This is a genomic window from Paenibacillus sp. LRG-1, from assembly GCF_057220305.1.
In genome coordinates this window covers 4837980-4854314 of sequence record NZ_CM170126.1, presented here as the reverse complement: position 1 = coordinate 4854314, position 16335 = coordinate 4837980, and the positions used below count along the sequence as shown (strand labels likewise).

At 44.9% G+C, this 16335-nt stretch carries 17 protein-coding genes; 10 read left to right on the top strand and 7 right to left on the bottom strand.

Features of this window, described 5'->3' with window-relative positions:
• Positions 1 to 83: 83 nt before the first annotated feature.
• Both ACUUJN_RS21485 and mqnE read right to left on the bottom strand, forming a co-directional pair.
• The gene (locus ACUUJN_RS21485) at positions 84 to 1151 is read right to left on the bottom strand and encodes an NAD(P)/FAD-dependent oxidoreductase (RefSeq protein ID WP_023990178.1); all 1068 of its coding nucleotides are present in this window, start codon (positions 1149 to 1151) and stop codon (positions 84 to 86) included.
• Between the two features lie 203 nt (positions 1152 to 1354).
• Positions 1355 to 2461, bottom strand: a complete 1107-nt coding sequence (gene mqnE, locus ACUUJN_RS21480; RefSeq protein ID WP_023990177.1) for an aminofutalosine synthase MqnE — start codon at positions 2459 to 2461, stop codon at positions 1355 to 1357.
• Positions 2462 to 2833: 372 nt separating this feature from the next.
• On the opposite strand from mqnE, the gene ACUUJN_RS21475 reads away from it, so the two are divergent.
• From ACUUJN_RS21475 to ACUUJN_RS21460, 4 genes are all read left to right on the top strand, one after another.
• Complete coding sequence (locus ACUUJN_RS21475; RefSeq protein WP_013311832.1) at positions 2834 to 3193, top strand: HesB/IscA family protein; 360 nt, start codon at positions 2834 to 2836, stop codon at positions 3191 to 3193.
• 637 nt (positions 3194 to 3830) lie between these two features.
• Positions 3831 to 4196, top strand: coding sequence for a hypothetical protein (locus ACUUJN_RS21470; RefSeq protein ID WP_053326055.1), 366 nt, complete (start codon positions 3831 to 3833; stop codon positions 4194 to 4196).
• Positions 4197 to 4389: 193 nt separating this feature from the next.
• Positions 4390 to 5967, top strand: coding sequence for a sigma-70 family RNA polymerase sigma factor (locus ACUUJN_RS21465; protein ID WP_484668917.1), 1578 nt, complete (start codon positions 4390 to 4392; stop codon positions 5965 to 5967).
• A 434-nt stretch (positions 5968 to 6401) separates the two neighbouring features.
• Entirely contained in the window at positions 6402 to 6845 is a 444-nt protein-coding gene (locus ACUUJN_RS21460) for a ferritin-like domain-containing protein (protein WP_049828413.1), read from the top strand.
• A gap of 20 nt (positions 6846 to 6865) precedes the next feature.
• On the opposite strand, the gene ACUUJN_RS21455 is transcribed toward ACUUJN_RS21460, so the two are convergent.
• Both ACUUJN_RS21455 and ACUUJN_RS21450 read right to left on the bottom strand, forming a co-directional pair.
• The gene (locus ACUUJN_RS21455; protein ID WP_023990171.1) at positions 6866 to 7573 is read right to left on the bottom strand and encodes a DUF421 domain-containing protein; all 708 of its coding nucleotides are present in this window, start codon (positions 7571 to 7573) and stop codon (positions 6866 to 6868) included.
• Between the two features lie 354 nt (positions 7574 to 7927).
• Positions 7928 to 8806: a LysR family transcriptional regulator gene (locus ACUUJN_RS21450; RefSeq protein ID WP_254326712.1), complete on the bottom strand. Its 879-nt coding sequence runs from the start codon at positions 8804 to 8806 to the stop codon at positions 7928 to 7930.
• Between the two features lie 148 nt (positions 8807 to 8954).
• Here ACUUJN_RS21450 and ACUUJN_RS21445 point away from each other — a divergent pair, with 148 nt between their 5' ends.
• From ACUUJN_RS21445 to ACUUJN_RS21420, 6 genes are all read left to right on the top strand, one after another.
• Complete coding sequence (locus ACUUJN_RS21445) at positions 8955 to 9872, top strand: DMT family transporter (protein ID WP_484668916.1); 918 nt, start codon at positions 8955 to 8957, stop codon at positions 9870 to 9872.
• A 641-nt stretch (positions 9873 to 10513) separates the two neighbouring features.
• Positions 10514 to 12280: a cellulase family glycosylhydrolase gene (locus ACUUJN_RS21440; RefSeq protein ID WP_484668915.1), complete on the top strand. Its 1767-nt coding sequence runs from the start codon at positions 10514 to 10516 to the stop codon at positions 12278 to 12280.
• 263 nt (positions 12281 to 12543) lie between these two features.
• On the top strand, positions 12544 to 12888 hold the full coding sequence (locus ACUUJN_RS21435; protein WP_049828405.1) for a YkvA family protein: 345 nt from the start codon (positions 12544 to 12546) through the stop codon (positions 12886 to 12888).
• Between the two features lie 28 nt (positions 12889 to 12916).
• Complete coding sequence (locus ACUUJN_RS21430; protein ID WP_023990166.1) at positions 12917 to 13243, top strand: hypothetical protein; 327 nt, start codon at positions 12917 to 12919, stop codon at positions 13241 to 13243.
• Positions 13244 to 13261: 18 nt separating this feature from the next.
• A complete protein-coding gene (locus tag ACUUJN_RS21425) occupies positions 13262 to 13552 on the top strand; it encodes a hypothetical protein (RefSeq protein ID WP_013311821.1) in 291 nt (96 codons plus the stop codon).
• A 313-nt stretch (positions 13553 to 13865) separates the two neighbouring features.
• The gene (locus tag ACUUJN_RS21420; RefSeq protein WP_023990165.1) at positions 13866 to 14186 is read left to right on the top strand and encodes a hypothetical protein; all 321 of its coding nucleotides are present in this window, start codon (positions 13866 to 13868) and stop codon (positions 14184 to 14186) included.
• 157 nt (positions 14187 to 14343) lie between these two features.
• On the opposite strand, the gene ACUUJN_RS21415 is transcribed toward ACUUJN_RS21420, so the two are convergent.
• The 3 genes from ACUUJN_RS21415 to ACUUJN_RS21405 form a co-directional block, all read right to left on the bottom strand.
• Complete coding sequence (locus ACUUJN_RS21415; protein ID WP_023990164.1) at positions 14344 to 15201, bottom strand: 1,4-dihydroxy-6-naphtoate synthase; 858 nt, start codon at positions 15199 to 15201, stop codon at positions 14344 to 14346.
• A complete protein-coding gene (locus ACUUJN_RS21410) occupies positions 15202 to 15864 on the bottom strand; it encodes a futalosine hydrolase (RefSeq protein ID WP_023990163.1) in 663 nt (220 codons plus the stop codon). It lies immediately after the preceding gene.
• 200 nt (positions 15865 to 16064) lie between these two features.
• Positions 16065 to 16310 carry a hypothetical protein gene (locus tag ACUUJN_RS21405; protein ID WP_007431922.1) on the bottom strand — a complete coding sequence of 82 codons (246 nt, stop codon included), beginning with the start codon at positions 16308 to 16310 and terminating at the stop codon, positions 16065 to 16067.
• Positions 16311 to 16335: the final 25 nt, after the last annotated feature.

Genomic DNA, 16335 nt, shown 5'->3' with positions numbered 1-16335 from the left:
TAGGAAATATACATCATCATACACTCAACAAACAAAGAAGACCTGCTCTGGGAGCGGGTCTTCTTTGTTTGTTGAGCATGCGGTTAGCCAAAATGGCGTTTGGACTTCCAGAGCACGCCGCTTTTAAGCAGGCGTGGTACTCGTCCGCGCAATGAGGTACTGCCCATAAAGCCATAGCCGAACCCGGCCTTCTTGCCAAGTGCGCCTAATGTACCGCGCAGCTTTAAAGGATGCGGGTGAGGCGTTTGGCCTTTCCACAGGTCGCGTACAATGTGTGCGATTTGCTCCCCTTGCACTTCTGCCGCCTGAGCGCTTGGAGAGTAGGGAAGGCTCGCACAGTCTCCGACCACATACACCTCAGGATGATCCGGTATTTGATAATACTCGTTGAGCACGATACGACCCTGAGGGTCTTTAGGGACGGCTAAATCCTGCACGATTTTTACCGGCTGAATCCCCGCTGTCCATACCACTGCATCCGTTACAATTTGCTCGTCGCGGTTATAAATAGCCCCCGGCTCAATACGGGAAACCGCAACATGATTCAGGGCATTAACCTGATGCTCCTTGAACCAAGCATGTACATAGGCAGACAAACGTTGCGGGAATGCCGACAGCACCCGCTCGCCCCGATCCATAATGGTAATATTCAAATCCGTGCGGCTTTCACGTAACTCCGCAGCAATCTCAACACCGCTAAGACCGCCGCCTACAATATGGACATGTCCATATGGCTTGATTTCGTTCAAGCGCAGATAGGTTTGGCGGGTATGGTTAAACGACTGGATCGTACAGCTGTGTTCTTCAGCCCCCGGTGTATTGTGAAAGCGGTCGGTACAACCCAACGCAATGACAAGCTGGTCATAGGGCAAGGGTTCACCGTCTTGAAAATGGACAATCTTATTCTCTAGATCCATCGAGGTGACTTCTCCGTATTTGCGAATAAGACGTTGTTCATCTGGAAAATGCACCCGCAAATCAAAATCAGAAACCGTACCTGCCGCGAGGGCATAGTACTCTGTTTTCAACCCCTGAAAGGGCATTCGATCCACTAAAATAACTTGAACATCGTCGGGAATGTGTTTATCCAGCAATTCTTTGGCAATGGTAAGGCCACCATAGCCGCCCCCCAGAATAACGAAATTTTTCATCAAAATCCGCCTTCCTTTCGCTACCGTGTCCCCGGCAAATGGTCTGGTGTCTCGTCGATCTAACACAAGTTTTTGTTGTTATAAAACCCGAGAATCAGGCCTGCCTTTGTCAGGCAGACCAGCGTATTCCGAGGCAGCAGATGCTGCATGGTGTGAGTAATGGGGATGAAATGCTCGCGGGAAATTTGAATCCGATATTACATTTATTCGAAAACTTCGATTTCGTTATAGAAGGTGTCCCGTTCAACAGGTATACGTCCGGCACCTTTGACCAGCCAGATTAGCTCTTTACGGGTCAATCCGGCAGGGGTTAACGCACCTGCGGCATGGCTGATCTGCTCACGCACAATCGTGCCATGGACGTCTGATGCGCCAAAGGTGAGAGCGACCTGCGTCAATTGCGGTCCAATATTAATGAAGTAAGCTTTGACATGGTCGATATTGTCCAGCATCAGGCGGCTGATCGCAATGGTTTTGAGATCCTCGTAAGCGGAGTTACGACGCATGATGTTGGCGTTTTTGCTTTTCGGCTGCATGGACAATGGAATAAATACCATAAATCCGTTCGTTTCGTCCTGCAATTCGCGAATTTGCAGCATATGTTCAATACGATCCTGATACGATTCGACCGAACCATACAGCATAGTCGTATGAGTTTTCATGCCGAGATTGTGGGCCGTGCGATGTACTTCGAGATAGCGGTCCACGTTGGCTTTGGTAACACGCATCTTCTTCCGATATTCGTCGGACAAGATTTCCGCGCCACCACCAGTCAGGGATTGAAGTCCAGCCTTTTGCAGCTCCTGAAGCACTTCTTTAATACTCAAGCCGCTTATGCGTGTGAAAAAGTCAATTTCCGCTGCAGTGTAAGCTTTCAGTGTAACGTGGGGATACTTTTCATTTAGTGCCTTCAATGAGTCTACATAGTATTGGAAAGGCACATGATTATTATGACCACCGACGATATGAAATTCTCTTACCCCCGGATGGATGTGTTGCTCTACATAATCAATCATTTCCTGCCCGGACAACGTATAAGAGCCGTCCTCCCCCTGATCCTTGCGGAAATTGCAGAACGCGCAGCGCGCTTCGCATACATTGGTGAAGTACAGGCTCATGTTTTCGATAAAATAAACCTTTTTTCCGTTCTTGCGTAAATTAGCTTCGTTAGCCAACTGACCCAGTGTGAGGATATCGTCAGTTTCATACAAATATATACCGTCTTCAAGGTTCAAACGAATACCGTTCTGTACCTTTTCTACAATTTCCGCCATTCTGCGGTCTGTAAAAGGTGTAACTAATGTGGACATGCCTATTCCTCCTTCAAGTTGCTCTGTGCGAGGCTGTCCGCCAAATCAGCGGCACAAGCGCTAGGTGCGCACAGGATGTCCCGTTCCGTCGGTAAGAATCCGGCAGCGCGGATATACGATATGTGAAAAATGTTACAATGCCAGGCTACAATGATGAATGTCTCAAAATATCGCCTTTGAAATGACAAATTTCCGACAGTTTCTTTTACACACTCTTCACCTATTATAAACCTCACACCACCGGTGTTCAATACAAACGAATAGAAAAACAGGTCTTTAAGCCTGTAAGGGAAGGACATTCCATGACTTGAGCACCTGCTAATAGTGGAGTATACTGAAGGAGAACATGAAGTAAAAGAGGAGGATGGAGCTATGATTAACATCACCGATTCCGCTGCTGAGCGTTTGAAAGATATGCTGGAGCAGCAGGAAACGCCGAATATGTTTTTACGTCTGGGTGTTACGCCGGGTGGTTGCACTGGATTCTCGTATGCAATGGGCTTTGACGACAACGAGACGGATCAGGATATATATATGAACGTACAGGATATGAAGATTGTAGTGGAAAAGGAAAGCATCCGCTACCTAGACGGTCTGGAAATCGACTTTGAAGAGTCTGGAATGTCAGGCGGGTTCACGATTCATAACCCGAATGCTGTAGCGACATGTGGCTGTGGTTCAAGCTTCCGTACGGCTACAGATGCCGGGAAACCGAACGAAGAGCCTTGTTAAGATAGTTTAAAAGGGTACAATGAAATGAATTGTCTGCAAACCTGCATGATGGGGTGTTAACAATTCGAAAATGTAAATCAAGACCTCCAGAACGGTATAGTCACGTACTATATTCGTCCCGGAGGTCTTTTTAATGTGTAGAGATTACTTACTTAGGATCATTATCACTATGTATGGATTGGACCAATTTACTCAGGGCATTAAAAAAGGCAAATACAACTGTAAAAAGTAAGAGAACTACGGGTTTAATTTCAATCTCAGAAAAAACACTATATAGAACTAAAAATGCAAAAAAGAGTACTGAGCTATTTACGTTTTGTTTTGTGTAAATAGATTTTATAAAATCCATTGTATCACTCTCCCTTTTAATTATAAGAATTCAAAACATATAGTATAAGTACCTCATTAACAAAATAGAAGTTAACTTGGTATATATACCATATTGCTGATGATTTGTGAGAGAGAATATATGCGAATGTATTTAATGAACGACTTCTTATACATAAATTACAGTATTGCATACAGACCTCCAGGACTTATCGAATAAAAAATTCACATTATTTGAATTAGAGTTTTACTTCACTAAAATTTCAAGTATAGGAACTTACAATTGAATTCTGAGGGAGTGAAAGTATATATGAGCAATCCAGTTGGCTTAAAAAGAGTTACCATGACATATGGAACTGATGATGACCCTCATATGTATGAATTATTTGAGGGAGTTCTGTATGATCGTAGCTATTTCTTTTATCTTGAACATGGGATATTGTGTCTGCGGCATGTACGAAAGGTAGATCAACTGGATCATCCACATCTATATGTGGATGGGGAAAGTGGGGGCCTCCAACTAACGAACAATGTACAGCGTGAGATTGTGGAGGTCGTTACAGAAATGATTGAGCGTTTGCGTAGTAAGGATGGATTGGCATTTTTACTGGATGAACTGCTATGGCTACATGGTCGAAGTCATATTGAACTTAACCTCGTAAAAAATAAAGGATAATATATTTCTATTGAAAACCAACAACCAGTAGCTACATTATGCTTCTTTTGAGAAAGAAACTGTTAATATGGTTGCAGTGTTCAGTGAAGCTCTTTATCAATCATTTCATCTTTCCATCAACATGATTTGTAACCTTTCCCCACTGAGCCGGCACTTAAGAATAAGAACACGAAAGAAAAGAGGCTAGGGACGTATGAGGGAGTGGGTTGAAAAGGCGCGGCTAGGGGATGCGGAAGCGTTCGGTCAGCTGATGCTGCATTTTCGCGGGATGGCCTATGCGGTGTCCTATGACATGCTGAAGGATGTTCATCTCGCGGAAGATGCCGTGCAGGATGCGTTCATAGAGGCTTATCAGAAACTGGAGAAACTGCAGACCCCGTCCACTTTTCCAGGCTGGTTCAAGACCATTGTCGTAAGACAGTGCCAGCGGATGCTGCGGCGCAAGCATCATTCGATGCTTCCTCTGGATGAGGCTGTGCAGGTTTCCGGAGGAGTACCGGGTTTAGCAGAAATTGCGGAGCGTAGGGAGGAGAGCCAAGTTCTGCAACAATCGGTGAAGGCACTGTCTGCCAAGCTGCGCGTGCCTCTGCGATTGTTTTATTTTTACGGCTACTCTCTGCAGGAAATTTCGGATTATCTGGGCACTCCGGTCCCGACGCTTAAGAAGCGGCTGCACGATGCCCGCCGAAAGTTGAAAGGTACACTCCCGGTAGCCGACCTTGTTTCCGTGTTCAATCATTTGTATGAGGGAGGGCAAAACATGCTGCATATTGTTAACGGTGATGTTGTAGGCGAGATGTTGAAGCAGGGTGTTGTACAGGGTGATGTGCTTGTATGGAGAGAGGTGTATCCGGCAGGACCGATATTTGCAAATCCAGCGGGGGCGGAAGAACGGGCACTGCGGGCCCAGGTCCTGGAAGAAACGATGGGTATTCCGGCCAGCAAATATATTACGAGCTGTGAGGAACAAGAGCAGAAACTTCGTGAGTTTATTAAGTATGATGAAGTCGTGTTGTGGTTTGAGCATGACCTGTTTGATCAGAGCATGCTCGCCTATCTGCTCCACTGGTTCAAAAGACAGAAACTGGGCCGCACGAAGCTGAGCCTGCTCTGTATTGGGGAGTTTCCGGGAATCGAACGGTTTCATGGTCTGGGACAGCTCACTCCGGCACAGCTTCAAACATTATCCGGGACCTGGCGGACTATTGGGCGGCAAGAAATGGAGCTTGGAAGCGAGCTTTGGCAGGCGTATGCTTCTCCTGATCCTGTTCAAATGGCTAATCTGCTGGAAGACAAGAAGGCAGAATTGGCAGCATCCGGCCTGCCTTTTGCCTATGAAGCTTTCACAGCGCATCTCAAGCGGCTGCCCTCGGAGCAGAATGGTCTTGGCGTTGTGGAACAGACCACGCTTCAGGCCGTTCATAATGGAGTGGATACGCCATTGGAATTATTTCGTCAGGTAACAGACGTTCTGCATGTGCTCGGCATGGGTGATCTCGAATACTGGAAATTTATTCGTGCTTTGGTGCAAGGTGAACATCCTTTACTGATGATTGACGGGGATGAGGCTGGCTTGGATTTCAGACAAATTCCGGATTTTCTGAACCGAAAGGTAATTCTGACAGAGTTGGGTAAAGAGGTACTGAATGGATCAGCGGACCGCATTGCAGTTCAAGGGATCGATGAGTGGTTTGGGGGGCTGCATCTCCATGGACATGAAGTTTCTTGGCGCTGGGATGATGTAGCCGGAGAATTGGTGGTCCGACATTGAACAAGCTGTAGCAGTAAATAGCTTAACGTGCGAAGGAGTTTTCCGTTTATGGAAAACTCCTTTTTATTTTTTTTAGTAGACCATATTAAGACAAGAAAACCAGATAATGTTTGTCAAGGAGTCCCTCGTCTATTTCTCTGTAGCTTATAGTAATAGATGCAGCACTTTCAACTATGACACAAATCGTAATTGATTTTTTAGTGAGTTCTTCCCCTGTGTTAGCTATCATCAGTATAATCAACCGAGTATGTTGGTAAGTCAAATAGCCGCTAGCATTACTTCACTAGAAAAGGGCGACTAGGAATGTGCGAAACAGTCATTTTTCCTAATGTTAGGAACCGACATGGGCAGATGCGCATATACTTTCTAAAAACTAACATCGGGAGGAGATAAACTTGTATCAAGTACCTTCTTACTGGGGAAATTCATACTATATGCGGGCCAATTTTGTACCTATCTGGAACACAGGATTTCCGAAAGCAGTACAAATGATAAAGGAAGCGGTACAAGGGGAGCGTAACGATGAGTTGTTCTACGATGAATTGATCAATTTGGCTCCCTCACAAGAGCAGGTGGCTATTATTGAAAGCATCCGTAACGATGAGCGCGGCCACAATAAAATGTTCAGAGAGATGTATCGGGCTTTGACAGGACAAGAAATTGCAGGCATCAGTAGTGAGCAATATGAGAGGGTGCAATCTTATACAGAAGGTTTACAGCGCGCCTTGATGGGAGAGTTGGGTGCGGTGGAACGATACCGCAACATCTGGTTTGGATTGCCTGCTGGCATCTATAAGGACACGGTGTACGGTATCATATTGGATGAGCTTAAGCACGCTGCCAAATACAATTATCTGATTACGTTGAATCTCAGGTAACTATTGATCGAAAGTCAATACTACTCCACATCAATTGGATGCTGGATTTTATCCTTATATTCATCCACATAGAGTTGGCCGTTGCTGCCTTTAACGGCATAGAATACGTCCTCTAACTTTTTGTCGCGTGCCTTCAGTTGAGACAGCAGCCATGATTCGGGAATATGATTGGAGTTTAAATTGCCATGTAAAAGCTGTCCGTCGATTACAAGCTCAATTGGGAACTGTGTGGCATTACCTGCATTCAACTGCAGGTCTTTTAATGTCACGGCTTGCAGTTCCTTTTTCTTTTGAACAGATAGTTTTCCGTTAATCTCAAGGAGGGCGTACTCCACTTCTTCTATATTAAAAATTTCTTTCTGGCGAAGCTGTTGATTTAAAGAATCTAATGTCATATTATTTTTTTTTAAGTTATCTTCGAGAATGAACCCTCCTTCTATGAGAACGGTGGGTGCTCCCTCTGTCCACATCTTAAAGTTTCTGAATTTCAAAAAAAACTTGGATAAAACATAAGAAGTAATTGTAAAAACAGACAGGGCTATTAATAGGTGGACAACTTCTATTTTTTCGTTAAAGGCAAAGTTGGCTGCTATAGCCCCTAATATGACCGCCGTCACGAATTCGTGAAAGTTCATATTGGAGAGGGTTTGCTTCCCCAGTATTCTCCCAATTAGCATGAGGATAACGAATGCAGAGAAACTTCTGATCAAAATAGCGAGATGGTCCATGCAAAACCCTCCTAGTTTAAAAATTGCAGGTATTCAGTATAGGTTACCCGCTGCGCTAGAATAATATACCAGTGGAATTAATGCATTATATGTGATGTATAAGCTTGTTGGCGCAGGCGATCCCAGCTACCTTGTAAGGCTTGCCTTCTTTCTTTTTCTTTTCTTAATAGACCTTTAATTTTTGATTTGCTCTTTGTCGTAGTCCAGCATAGGCAACCAATTGTTTCGGCCCCACGAATTGTTTCCGTCTTTCCCTAAAACCACCTGAAATGGGTTAGAAATTTAGCTATTTGGTCGAATGATTTGATTTCTCTGCATATGAATAGACCTCCTTATGATCATGATCCAATGCTTCTACTGCTTCGAATCCGTAAATAGCTCCTGCGCGGTTCGCACAAATAACTGTACAGCAAGTGAAGCATTATGCAGGGATGGTACAGCGATACCGATTTGGCGTGTGATCAGAGGTGAAGTCTCCTTGACGGTCAGATCATGGGGAAACGTGGACAAGGCGAGTGAAGAGACAATGCCCATACCCAGTCCTTGTCGAACCATGCTGACCAAGGTGCTGATATTATGAGTAATGAATTGTGCCTGCAACTGACTTTGTTCGCGTTCAAAACCTTCCATAATGGCGACCTCATGTCCACCTTTACAAAAGATCATATCCTGCTCATTCAAGTCTCGAATGGCGATTTTATTGTGCGATTGTAGAGGGTGACCGTCTGGCAGGAGAATAACCATGTCATCCTGACATAATGGGATTACATCTACCTGAGGGTCTGGCAACAGGATGATACCCGCCTCGATTTCTCTGGTATGCACCCACTCCTTGACTTCATTCGTGGAGCCTTCATGTAGATCGAAAACAAGGTTCGGATAATGCTGACGAATATGATGAATAATCGGGGGCAGAAAATAGGCTGAGGCAGAAGGAAAGGCACCGATCGTGATCGTGCCAACGTCTAGACCTTTTTCAGCAGCCACCTGCTGCTGTACCTTTTCCATGCTTTGCAGCATCATGCGGAATTGCAGCAGTACCTTGTGCCCGATATCGGTCAGCAGCACTCCTTTTTTTCGGTCGCGCAGCAATAGCTGAACATCCAGCTCGTTTTCGATGCTTGCGATGGCATGGCTGACCGCGGGCTGCGTCATATGCAGCTCATGGGCAGTTTGGGTGAAGTTTAGCGTTTCAGCTACACGAACGAAGATCATAATTTGAGTAATGGTCATAAGCGAAAAGTTATCTCCCTCATTGAAAACATTCATTTTATTTATTAGTGACCACAGTATACGCTAGTAAAGCAAAACTTTGCAAACGGCTATTCATATTTTAGTCGTAAGCAATGAACGATGAAAATCTAAGGGAGAGAAGACATCTGTGAAAAAATTAACACCTAAAGCCACGCTGTGGCTTGTCTTGATATTAGTAATGGTATGGGGGATCAACTGGCCGTTGACCAAGCTGGCTTTGCCAGATACGCCGCCGATATTTTTTTCAGGAATCCGCACCCTGTTGGGTGGTGTGATTCTACTGTTGTTCGCTATGCGTCGCCGGGAAACCTTGCGCCTTAGACAGAATGGGTGGACTTATCTTGTGCTGGCCATATTTAATATTGCAGGCTACTATGGCTTGCAGACGGTAGGGCTGCGTTATTTGCCTGCTGGGTTATTTTCCACTTTAGTATTCCTTCAGCCGATCCTGTTGGGATTATTCTCCTGGATGTGGTTGGGGGAGCGCATGTTTCCCCTGAAGGTCATTGGACTGGTACTGGGTTTTGGCGGGGTGATCGTGATTAGCTCTGGTGGAATGGCAGGGCATTTATCGGTACTGGGCATTGCGTTGGGGCTAGCTTCAGGACTGTGCTGGGCGCTCGGAACGATTTATATGAAGAAAAAAAGCCAGCAGTTGGATTCCATTTGGGCGGTGACGATGCAGCTCATTTTTGGGGGGATCATACTCAATGGGATTGGATTTACGACCGAGAAATGGAGCGATATTCACTGGACGACCTCTTTTATCGCGATTTTATTGTTTATTTCGATATTTGTAATTGCAATGGGCTGGATGATTTATTTTAAACTGATCGACAACGGAGATGCGGGAACCGTCGGCTCATATACATTTATGATTCCGGTGCTGTCCACGGTCTTTAGTATGGTAATGCTCAAGGAATCACTTACTTTGACGTTTGTTGTGGGACTGGTGCTGATTGCAGGCAGTGTGTATCTGGTAAATATTAAAGAAAGAATAGAGTTATCCACCAAGGATCAGAACGGTGAGACATTTGAGGATTAACGGGGGCGATGGATCAGGAAGAACTTCAATATCTTCTTTCATGCACGCATATTGGTAGTACCAATATAGCGTGCTTTTTTTGACTATGATTTTCAAAGATGTTTGTCGTACCGAATTAGCTAACAAGATGTACTGTTATAAAAAACATTAAACTAACAAAATGACGTTAAAGGTTTTTTTGTTTTTTTTATAGTTTTCGTTCTTATGTAAAGAATTCAATGAATATAATATTTTAGAGCAAAAAAAGAGGTGATAAAAGAAACGTGGTACTCAATATCACTAATTTGTTATGTTTATAGGATGTTTGTTTTTTATAATTATTGTATTTTACATATTTTTGTTATGCTAACAATTGACATTTGGTATAACTTAAACTAGAATGAGTAAGAATTCATTTACCAATCACATAATTAGTTTGGAATAATTGAAAGCGTTTACCTAATATTAGGATAGAGCTCTTTTGGTTCTTTTTTCTTTTCCGAATTATGGCCGGGAGGGAGAGATCATAGTACGTGCCTAAGGGATGGAAATTTGAATATATAAGCTAAGGGAGAGGTGTATGTTGAGATGCGGTTAAATAGAAATGTTGGAAACTTCGAGCAAACGGTGAATTGTAACGCTGGTTACCTGGAGGTTACAAAATGAAGAAGTTATTGTCGTGTTTGATCTCGTTGAGTATGCTTGTTTATATATTGCCGACCATGATTGTAAGCGCTAACAATGATGGAGTTACTAATCTAGCGCTTGATTCAACACCGTCTGCCCAATCGGATATTATTTCAGATGCTGTTTACAAAATTACTGCACAGCATAGCGGAAAAAGCCTGGAAGTTGAAGGGGGATCAAAGGATGACGGAGCGAATATTCAACAATGGACCGATAACGGAAAGGAGCAACAGAAGTGGAGAGTGGTTGACGTCGGTGGTGGATATTATAAGCTGATCTCGCAATCTAGTGGCAAAGCATTGGATGTAGCCGGTGGTAATACCCATGACGGAGCGAACGTTCAACAATGGACAGACAACGGGAACGCTCAGCAAAAATGGAAAATCATTGACGTTGGTGGTGGATATTATAAGCTGATCTCGCAATCTAGTGGTAAAGCATTGGATGTTGTCGGTGGTTATACCCATGACGGTGCAAACGTTCAACAATGGGCCGACAACGGTAGCGCTCAGCAAAGGTGGAGATTCACGCAGATTGATACGACAACAGATACGACACCACCAACCGCCCCAACAAACCTCCAAAGCTCATCCAAGACGAGCACATCTGTCACTCTTACATGGACGACCTCAATAGACAATGTAGGTGTAACTGGCTACGTTATTTATAACGGAACAGATCTGGTAGGCACGAGCACCACAACAAGTTATACAGTGACGGGTCTCACTGCGAACACATCCTACAACTTCACTGTAAAAGCGAAAGATGCAGCAGGCAATATTTCGGAACCAAGTAATGTCTTAAAAGTAACAACAAGTTCCGACTCCTCTCAAAATACAGGATTTTATGTTAAAGGTACGACGCTTTATGATGGCAACGGAAATCCCTTTGTCATGAGAGGAGTTAATCACGCTTACACTTGGTACAAAGGTCAAGAGTCGGTTGCGATACCTGCAATTGCCAAAACCGGAGCGAACACGATTAGAATCGTGCTGTCTGACGGTCAACAATGGACGAAAGATGATTTGTCAGCGTTGCAAAACCTGATCACTTTATCAGAACAAAACAAATTGGTTGTTATCCTTGAAGTACATGATGGTACGGGAAATGATAATGCTGCTGTGTTGAATAAAATCGCAGATTACTGGATTGAAATGAAAAGTGCACTGATTGGAAAAGAAAATACAGTCATTCTCAACATCGCGAATGAATGGTTTGGTACTTGGGATGGGAACGGCTGGGCACAGGGGTATAAATCAGTTATTCCAAAGCTAAGAAATGCTGGCATCAAAAATACCATTATGGTTGACGCCGCTGGGTGGGGGCAATATCCGAAGTCGATTTTTGACTACGGAACGCAAGTGTTTGATGCCGATCCGCTTAAAAATACGATGTTCTCCATTCATATGTACGAATACGCTGGGGGAAATGCCGAAACAGTAAAAAGCAATATTGACAATGTATTAAACAAAAATCTAGCTCTCATCATTGGAGAATTCGGAATCAAGCATACAAATGGTGATGTTGACGAGGCCACTATTATGAGTTATGCCCAACAAAAAGGTGTAGGTTATCTTGGATGGTCTTGGAAAGGAAATGGATCAGGTCTAGAATATTTGGATATGTCAAACGACTGGGCAGGATCGAGCTATACTGAACAAGGACATGCCATTATTGAAGGTCCGAATGGCATCAGAGCAACATCCAAGTTAAGCACGATTTATAGCAACGGTAAACAGTAAAAGATTCATATTGTTTTAGTAACGGCCTTTTCTCGAAATTCTAATGGGAAAGGTCGTTTAGTTTGTTCTGGAATCGTAAGCAAAAGCATGTACAAATACATAGGAGCAAGGAATAGGAAAAATATACTAGAATATCAAAGGAGGTCATAGTAAAATATGACTATAAGTCTGTTGAGTTAGTGAAAATGACGGTTCAAAATTATCCGCTTGGTAAGCGGGAAGGTGGCACTTTCAAACTCACCAGTCAGCAAGAGGAGGAACCTATGAAGGATTTTGACGTAACCAAAGCCAAGTATGATCCAAAACAGGAAGAACAGGTGAAAAAGGGATTTTTCAACAAGGTAAAGTCCACGGCTGGAAAAGTTCCCTTTGTGAAGGATGCGGTGGCTATGTACTATTGTGCGATAGATCCTGAAACGCCTCTGTATGCCAAAGGGGTAGCATTCGGAGCCTTGGCGTATTTTATTTCTCCATTAGATGCTATATCAGATGTTATTCCAATGTTGGGTTTTACAGATGATGCGGGGGTTGTGCTGGCAGCTTTGAAAGTGTTGGACATGCATATCAAGCCTGTCCATCGGGAGAAGGCGAGCGAATTTTTTTCTTAAGAGATGCAATGAGCGGGGGAGCTAAGGAATGGACAGATATACACCTACAGCGAGGGAACGCTGGCAGATGAAACAGAGTGAGCCACAGCCGCAGGGCTGGGTGCTCGCTCTATTTGGCTGGATTTTTGCAGGTTTGGGGTTCGTATTTAGTTTTTTTGTCGTTGGAGGCTTGTTGGGGATCATAGGTCTTGTTTTCGGAATTTTGACTAAAAAGATGGAACAAAGAGACACGCAGGGTATCTTCATTATCGTAATCAGCTCCGTAGCTATTGGCATCGGCCTATTGATTTTTATGATTTTTTTTGCACAAGGTTTTGTAGAAGGTCTGAGAGAAGGGTATAATGAGCATTATTAGGTCAGGGAGGTAACAGCATTGAGCGTCATTATTTCACAGCAGATCTCGGCAACGGGCGTGAAGGAATATACGAAGGTGATGAAAACATTTGATTCCCAGTTTACACCTTTGGTTGGACAGAAAATTAGGGATACGGCATTTGGCGATATGCAATATTACGATGTCGAGGACGTATTTATTGATCTAGCGGAGAATGAATATTGGGTAATTCTACCTGCCGTTTTGCTGCATTCTGATGATATTGAGGATATACGAGACGCTGTGCGTGAGTATCGTTCACACGGTTGGGAATGTACGAAACCTCTGTAAATGCATACCACTTAGGCATCTATACGGAAACGTCTTTCTTTTGCGAGATAGGCGTTTTTTTGTGTATTTGTGTATAAACTATTTCTAATGATTGGCATGAAAAGAAAGAATTTATGCTGAAAATGCGCAAATTGTATCATTTTTTATCATAAAACGACAAGTTGGGAAATGAAAACGGCCTTAATGTGTTATACTTAGTATATCAAAGGACAAGAGTCTAAAACGACCGGTAAGGCCCTTTCTTTGAAGAGCCTCTGAAAGGTTCAACGTTTATCCAAAATAAATGGTCAAAAGGAAAAGGGGAAATGCTAACGTGAGAGTGAATTTGAAATTTACTAACAAAGGGCAAGTTGCAGTTGAGAAGTTCAACAATGAGGAGCTTATCGAAATCTTTACCCGCTACATTAAAACGTTAAGCAAGAAGTATGATATCTCGGTTACCGTACCGGAGGATCTGAATGAGCAGATCTTGGAAGAGGGTACCGTGAAGGTCGTGTTGGATAAGATTAATTGTGACATGGACGCTTTTTTCAAGGAGCTGAGCCGGGATATCAAGGTGCCGCTGGTCAAAAGATTGGGTACCAAACTGGATAACGTATTTAAGACCGAGGTTGTGGAGCAGGAACAGAACTAAGAATAAGGATCAAGCGAGTCCGAATGAGGATTCGCCATATGAAATGATAAAACCTCCCGAATGGGGCGCCTGGCTAGGCCATGTGCTCGTTCGGGAGGTTTTATATGTTTAAACTACTCTATTCAGCATGAAAACATGCATGGCATGTCTGTCCCTTTTAACGTGTTGTTGTGGAAGTAGGGCGCAGTTGGGCTAAATCAAACGAAGGTACCAGCCCTTCCTGCGCAGCGCGACCAAGCAAAGCTTCGATGGCGGCATATCCGCTGTCTCCCAGATTGGCGGTAAAATCGTTTACGTAAAGGTCGATATGCGATTGGGCGACATCGGGTGAAAGTTCCTGCGCATGAGACAATACATATTCACGCGAAGCTTCAGGATGCTTCCAAGCATATTCGACAGAGGCGCGTATCCAGTTTGTGATCGCATCCAGATCCAGCGTACGGCGGGCAATGATAGCTCCGAGCGGGATCGGCAGCCCTGTATCTTCTTCCCACCAGTTCCCCAGATCGACTTGCTTACTAAGTCCGTAGGACGGATACGTGAACCGTGCTTCATGAATAACCAGTCCGGCATCTATCTCCCCGTCACGGACAGCAGGCATGATTTGGTCGAACGGCATCACGACGATCTCGCCGACACCCCCAGGCACATGCTTGGCTGCCCACAGGCGGAACAGCAGATAGGCAGTGGAACGTTCACTCGGAACGGCTACACGCTTGCCAGACAGGGCTTCCGGGCCTTCGATCGTGGAACCTTCCCTGGTCAGCACGAGCGGGCCACAACCCCGGCCCAGTGCGCCTCCACAAGGCAACAGGGCGTATTCATCCAGCACCCAAGGGAGTGCAGCATACGAAATTTTCATGATATCGAGTCCGTCTGGTGTGATCGCCAGATTGTTGGTGATGTCGATATCGGCAAATGTAATGTCCAGCGCGGGTGCGCCCGGAATCAATCCATGAGCCAGGGCATGGAAGACAAAAGTGTCGTTAGGACAAGGTGAAAAAGCAATTTGCATCTATATAACCTCCGTTAATGTAGAAAATGCGGCTTCCAACGCTTGCAAAGCCTCTTTGATCCGCCAGGCTGCACGGTCACGTGGACCAACAGCATTGGAAATCGTGCGGATTTCCATCGTCGGCAGTTCCAGCCTATTTGCCGCCACGGCTACGCCGTAGCCTTCCATCGCTTCGGCAGCAGCTCCGGGAACGCGCTTGGCCAGCTGTTCCGCTGTTGCCGCCGTACCGGTGGCCGTAGAGACGGTCAGGATCGGCCCCGCGACAGCTGTCTGTCCAGCGGCACGCAACGCCTGAACGAATCGCTGCGCGGTGGCAACATTCACGGCAATTCGGCTTGAGCCGAAACCCAGCTCGTCCACGCTGCTGAAGCCCTCTGCCGTCTCGGCACCCAGGTCGGCAGCAATGATCGCGTCAGCAACAACGACGCTTTCCAGTGCAGCGACCTCCACGAAGCCGCCACCAATTCCGGCGCTGATAACCAGCCGGTAGTCACCAGCCGCCGCCAGTGCTAGCGCGGTTGAAGCCGCTGCGGACGGTGCGCCCACGCCAGCCAGCTCGACCACAAAACGGGTATCGCCTTTCAGGCCCCGCAGTACAGCTTCCCGTTCGCCTTCAACCGCGGTCATAACCAGGATGCGTCCATCTGATGTTGTATGCTCCATCGGTTGATTCCCCTTTAAATTTAGGTAATATGCTCCCTTATCATACTGCTTTTCGAAACGATGTTCAAAAAAAGTCGACAAAAAAAGCGCTCTGAGGCGCTTTTTGGAAAAACTGCAGGATTCAGCAGATATGAAAATCGGTAATTGTAACATAAAACAATTCTAATCTGGAAGAACAGCGCAGGCATAGCATATAATAATTATATCGGCTGATCCTTCGTGATTAACTGAAACATGGTAATATTGCGGTCATAATGGCTTGGGGTTCCATCTTGATTGCGCACCCGAATCATCTCGCTACTGAATAACTCGATATATCCACAGCCAATCTCACAGTATACACCTGTAGGGTCCTCTTGCCAGACCGAAACGAGGTGTTGAGATAGCGCCGCGGTGAAAAATTCGATGTTTTTTTGCAGTACGCGTGGCGTTTTCTTGGGTTCCATAACGTAAATCCTCCCTATATCATGC

Bases quoted from the DNA above. Each gene is read 5' to 3' on its own strand.
- ACUUJN_RS21485 (WP_023990178.1), bottom strand. From the start codon at position 1,151: ATGAAAAATTTCGTTATTCTGGGGGGCGGCTATGGTGGCCTTACCATT.
- ACUUJN_RS21430 (WP_023990166.1), top strand. From the start codon at position 12,917: ATGGACAGATATACACCTACAGCGAGGGAACGCTGGCAGATGAAACAG.
- ACUUJN_RS21440 (WP_484668915.1), top strand. From the start codon at position 10,514: ATGAAGAAGTTATTGTCGTGTTTGATCTCGTTGAGTATGCTTGTTTAT.
- ACUUJN_RS21465 (WP_484668917.1), top strand. From the start codon at position 4,390: ATGAGGGAGTGGGTTGAAAAGGCGCGGCTAGGGGATGCGGAAGCGTTC.
- ACUUJN_RS21475 (WP_013311832.1), top strand. From the start codon at position 2,834: ATGATTAACATCACCGATTCCGCTGCTGAGCGTTTGAAAGATATGCTG.
- ACUUJN_RS21415 (WP_023990164.1), bottom strand. From the start codon at position 15,201: ATGCAAATTGCTTTTTCACCTTGTCCTAACGACACTTTTGTCTTCCAT.
- ACUUJN_RS21410 (WP_023990163.1), bottom strand. From the start codon at position 15,864: ATGGAGCATACAACATCAGATGGACGCATCCTGGTTATGACCGCGGTT.
- ACUUJN_RS21435 (WP_049828405.1), top strand. From the start codon at position 12,544: ATGAAGGATTTTGACGTAACCAAAGCCAAGTATGATCCAAAACAGGAA.
- ACUUJN_RS21460 (WP_049828413.1), top strand. From the start codon at position 6,402: ATGCGGGCCAATTTTGTACCTATCTGGAACACAGGATTTCCGAAAGCA.
- ACUUJN_RS21450 (WP_254326712.1), bottom strand. From the start codon at position 8,806: ATGACCATTACTCAAATTATGATCTTCGTTCGTGTAGCTGAAACGCTA.
- mqnE (WP_023990177.1), bottom strand. From the start codon at position 2,461: ATGTCCACATTAGTTACACCTTTTACAGACCGCAGAATGGCGGAAATT.
- ACUUJN_RS21455 (WP_023990171.1), bottom strand. From the start codon at position 7,573: ATGGACCATCTCGCTATTTTGATCAGAAGTTTCTCTGCATTCGTTATC.
- ACUUJN_RS21405 (WP_007431922.1), bottom strand. From the start codon at position 16,310: ATGGAACCCAAGAAAACGCCACGCGTACTGCAAAAAAACATCGAATTT.
- ACUUJN_RS21470 (WP_053326055.1), top strand. From the start codon at position 3,831: ATGAGCAATCCAGTTGGCTTAAAAAGAGTTACCATGACATATGGAACT.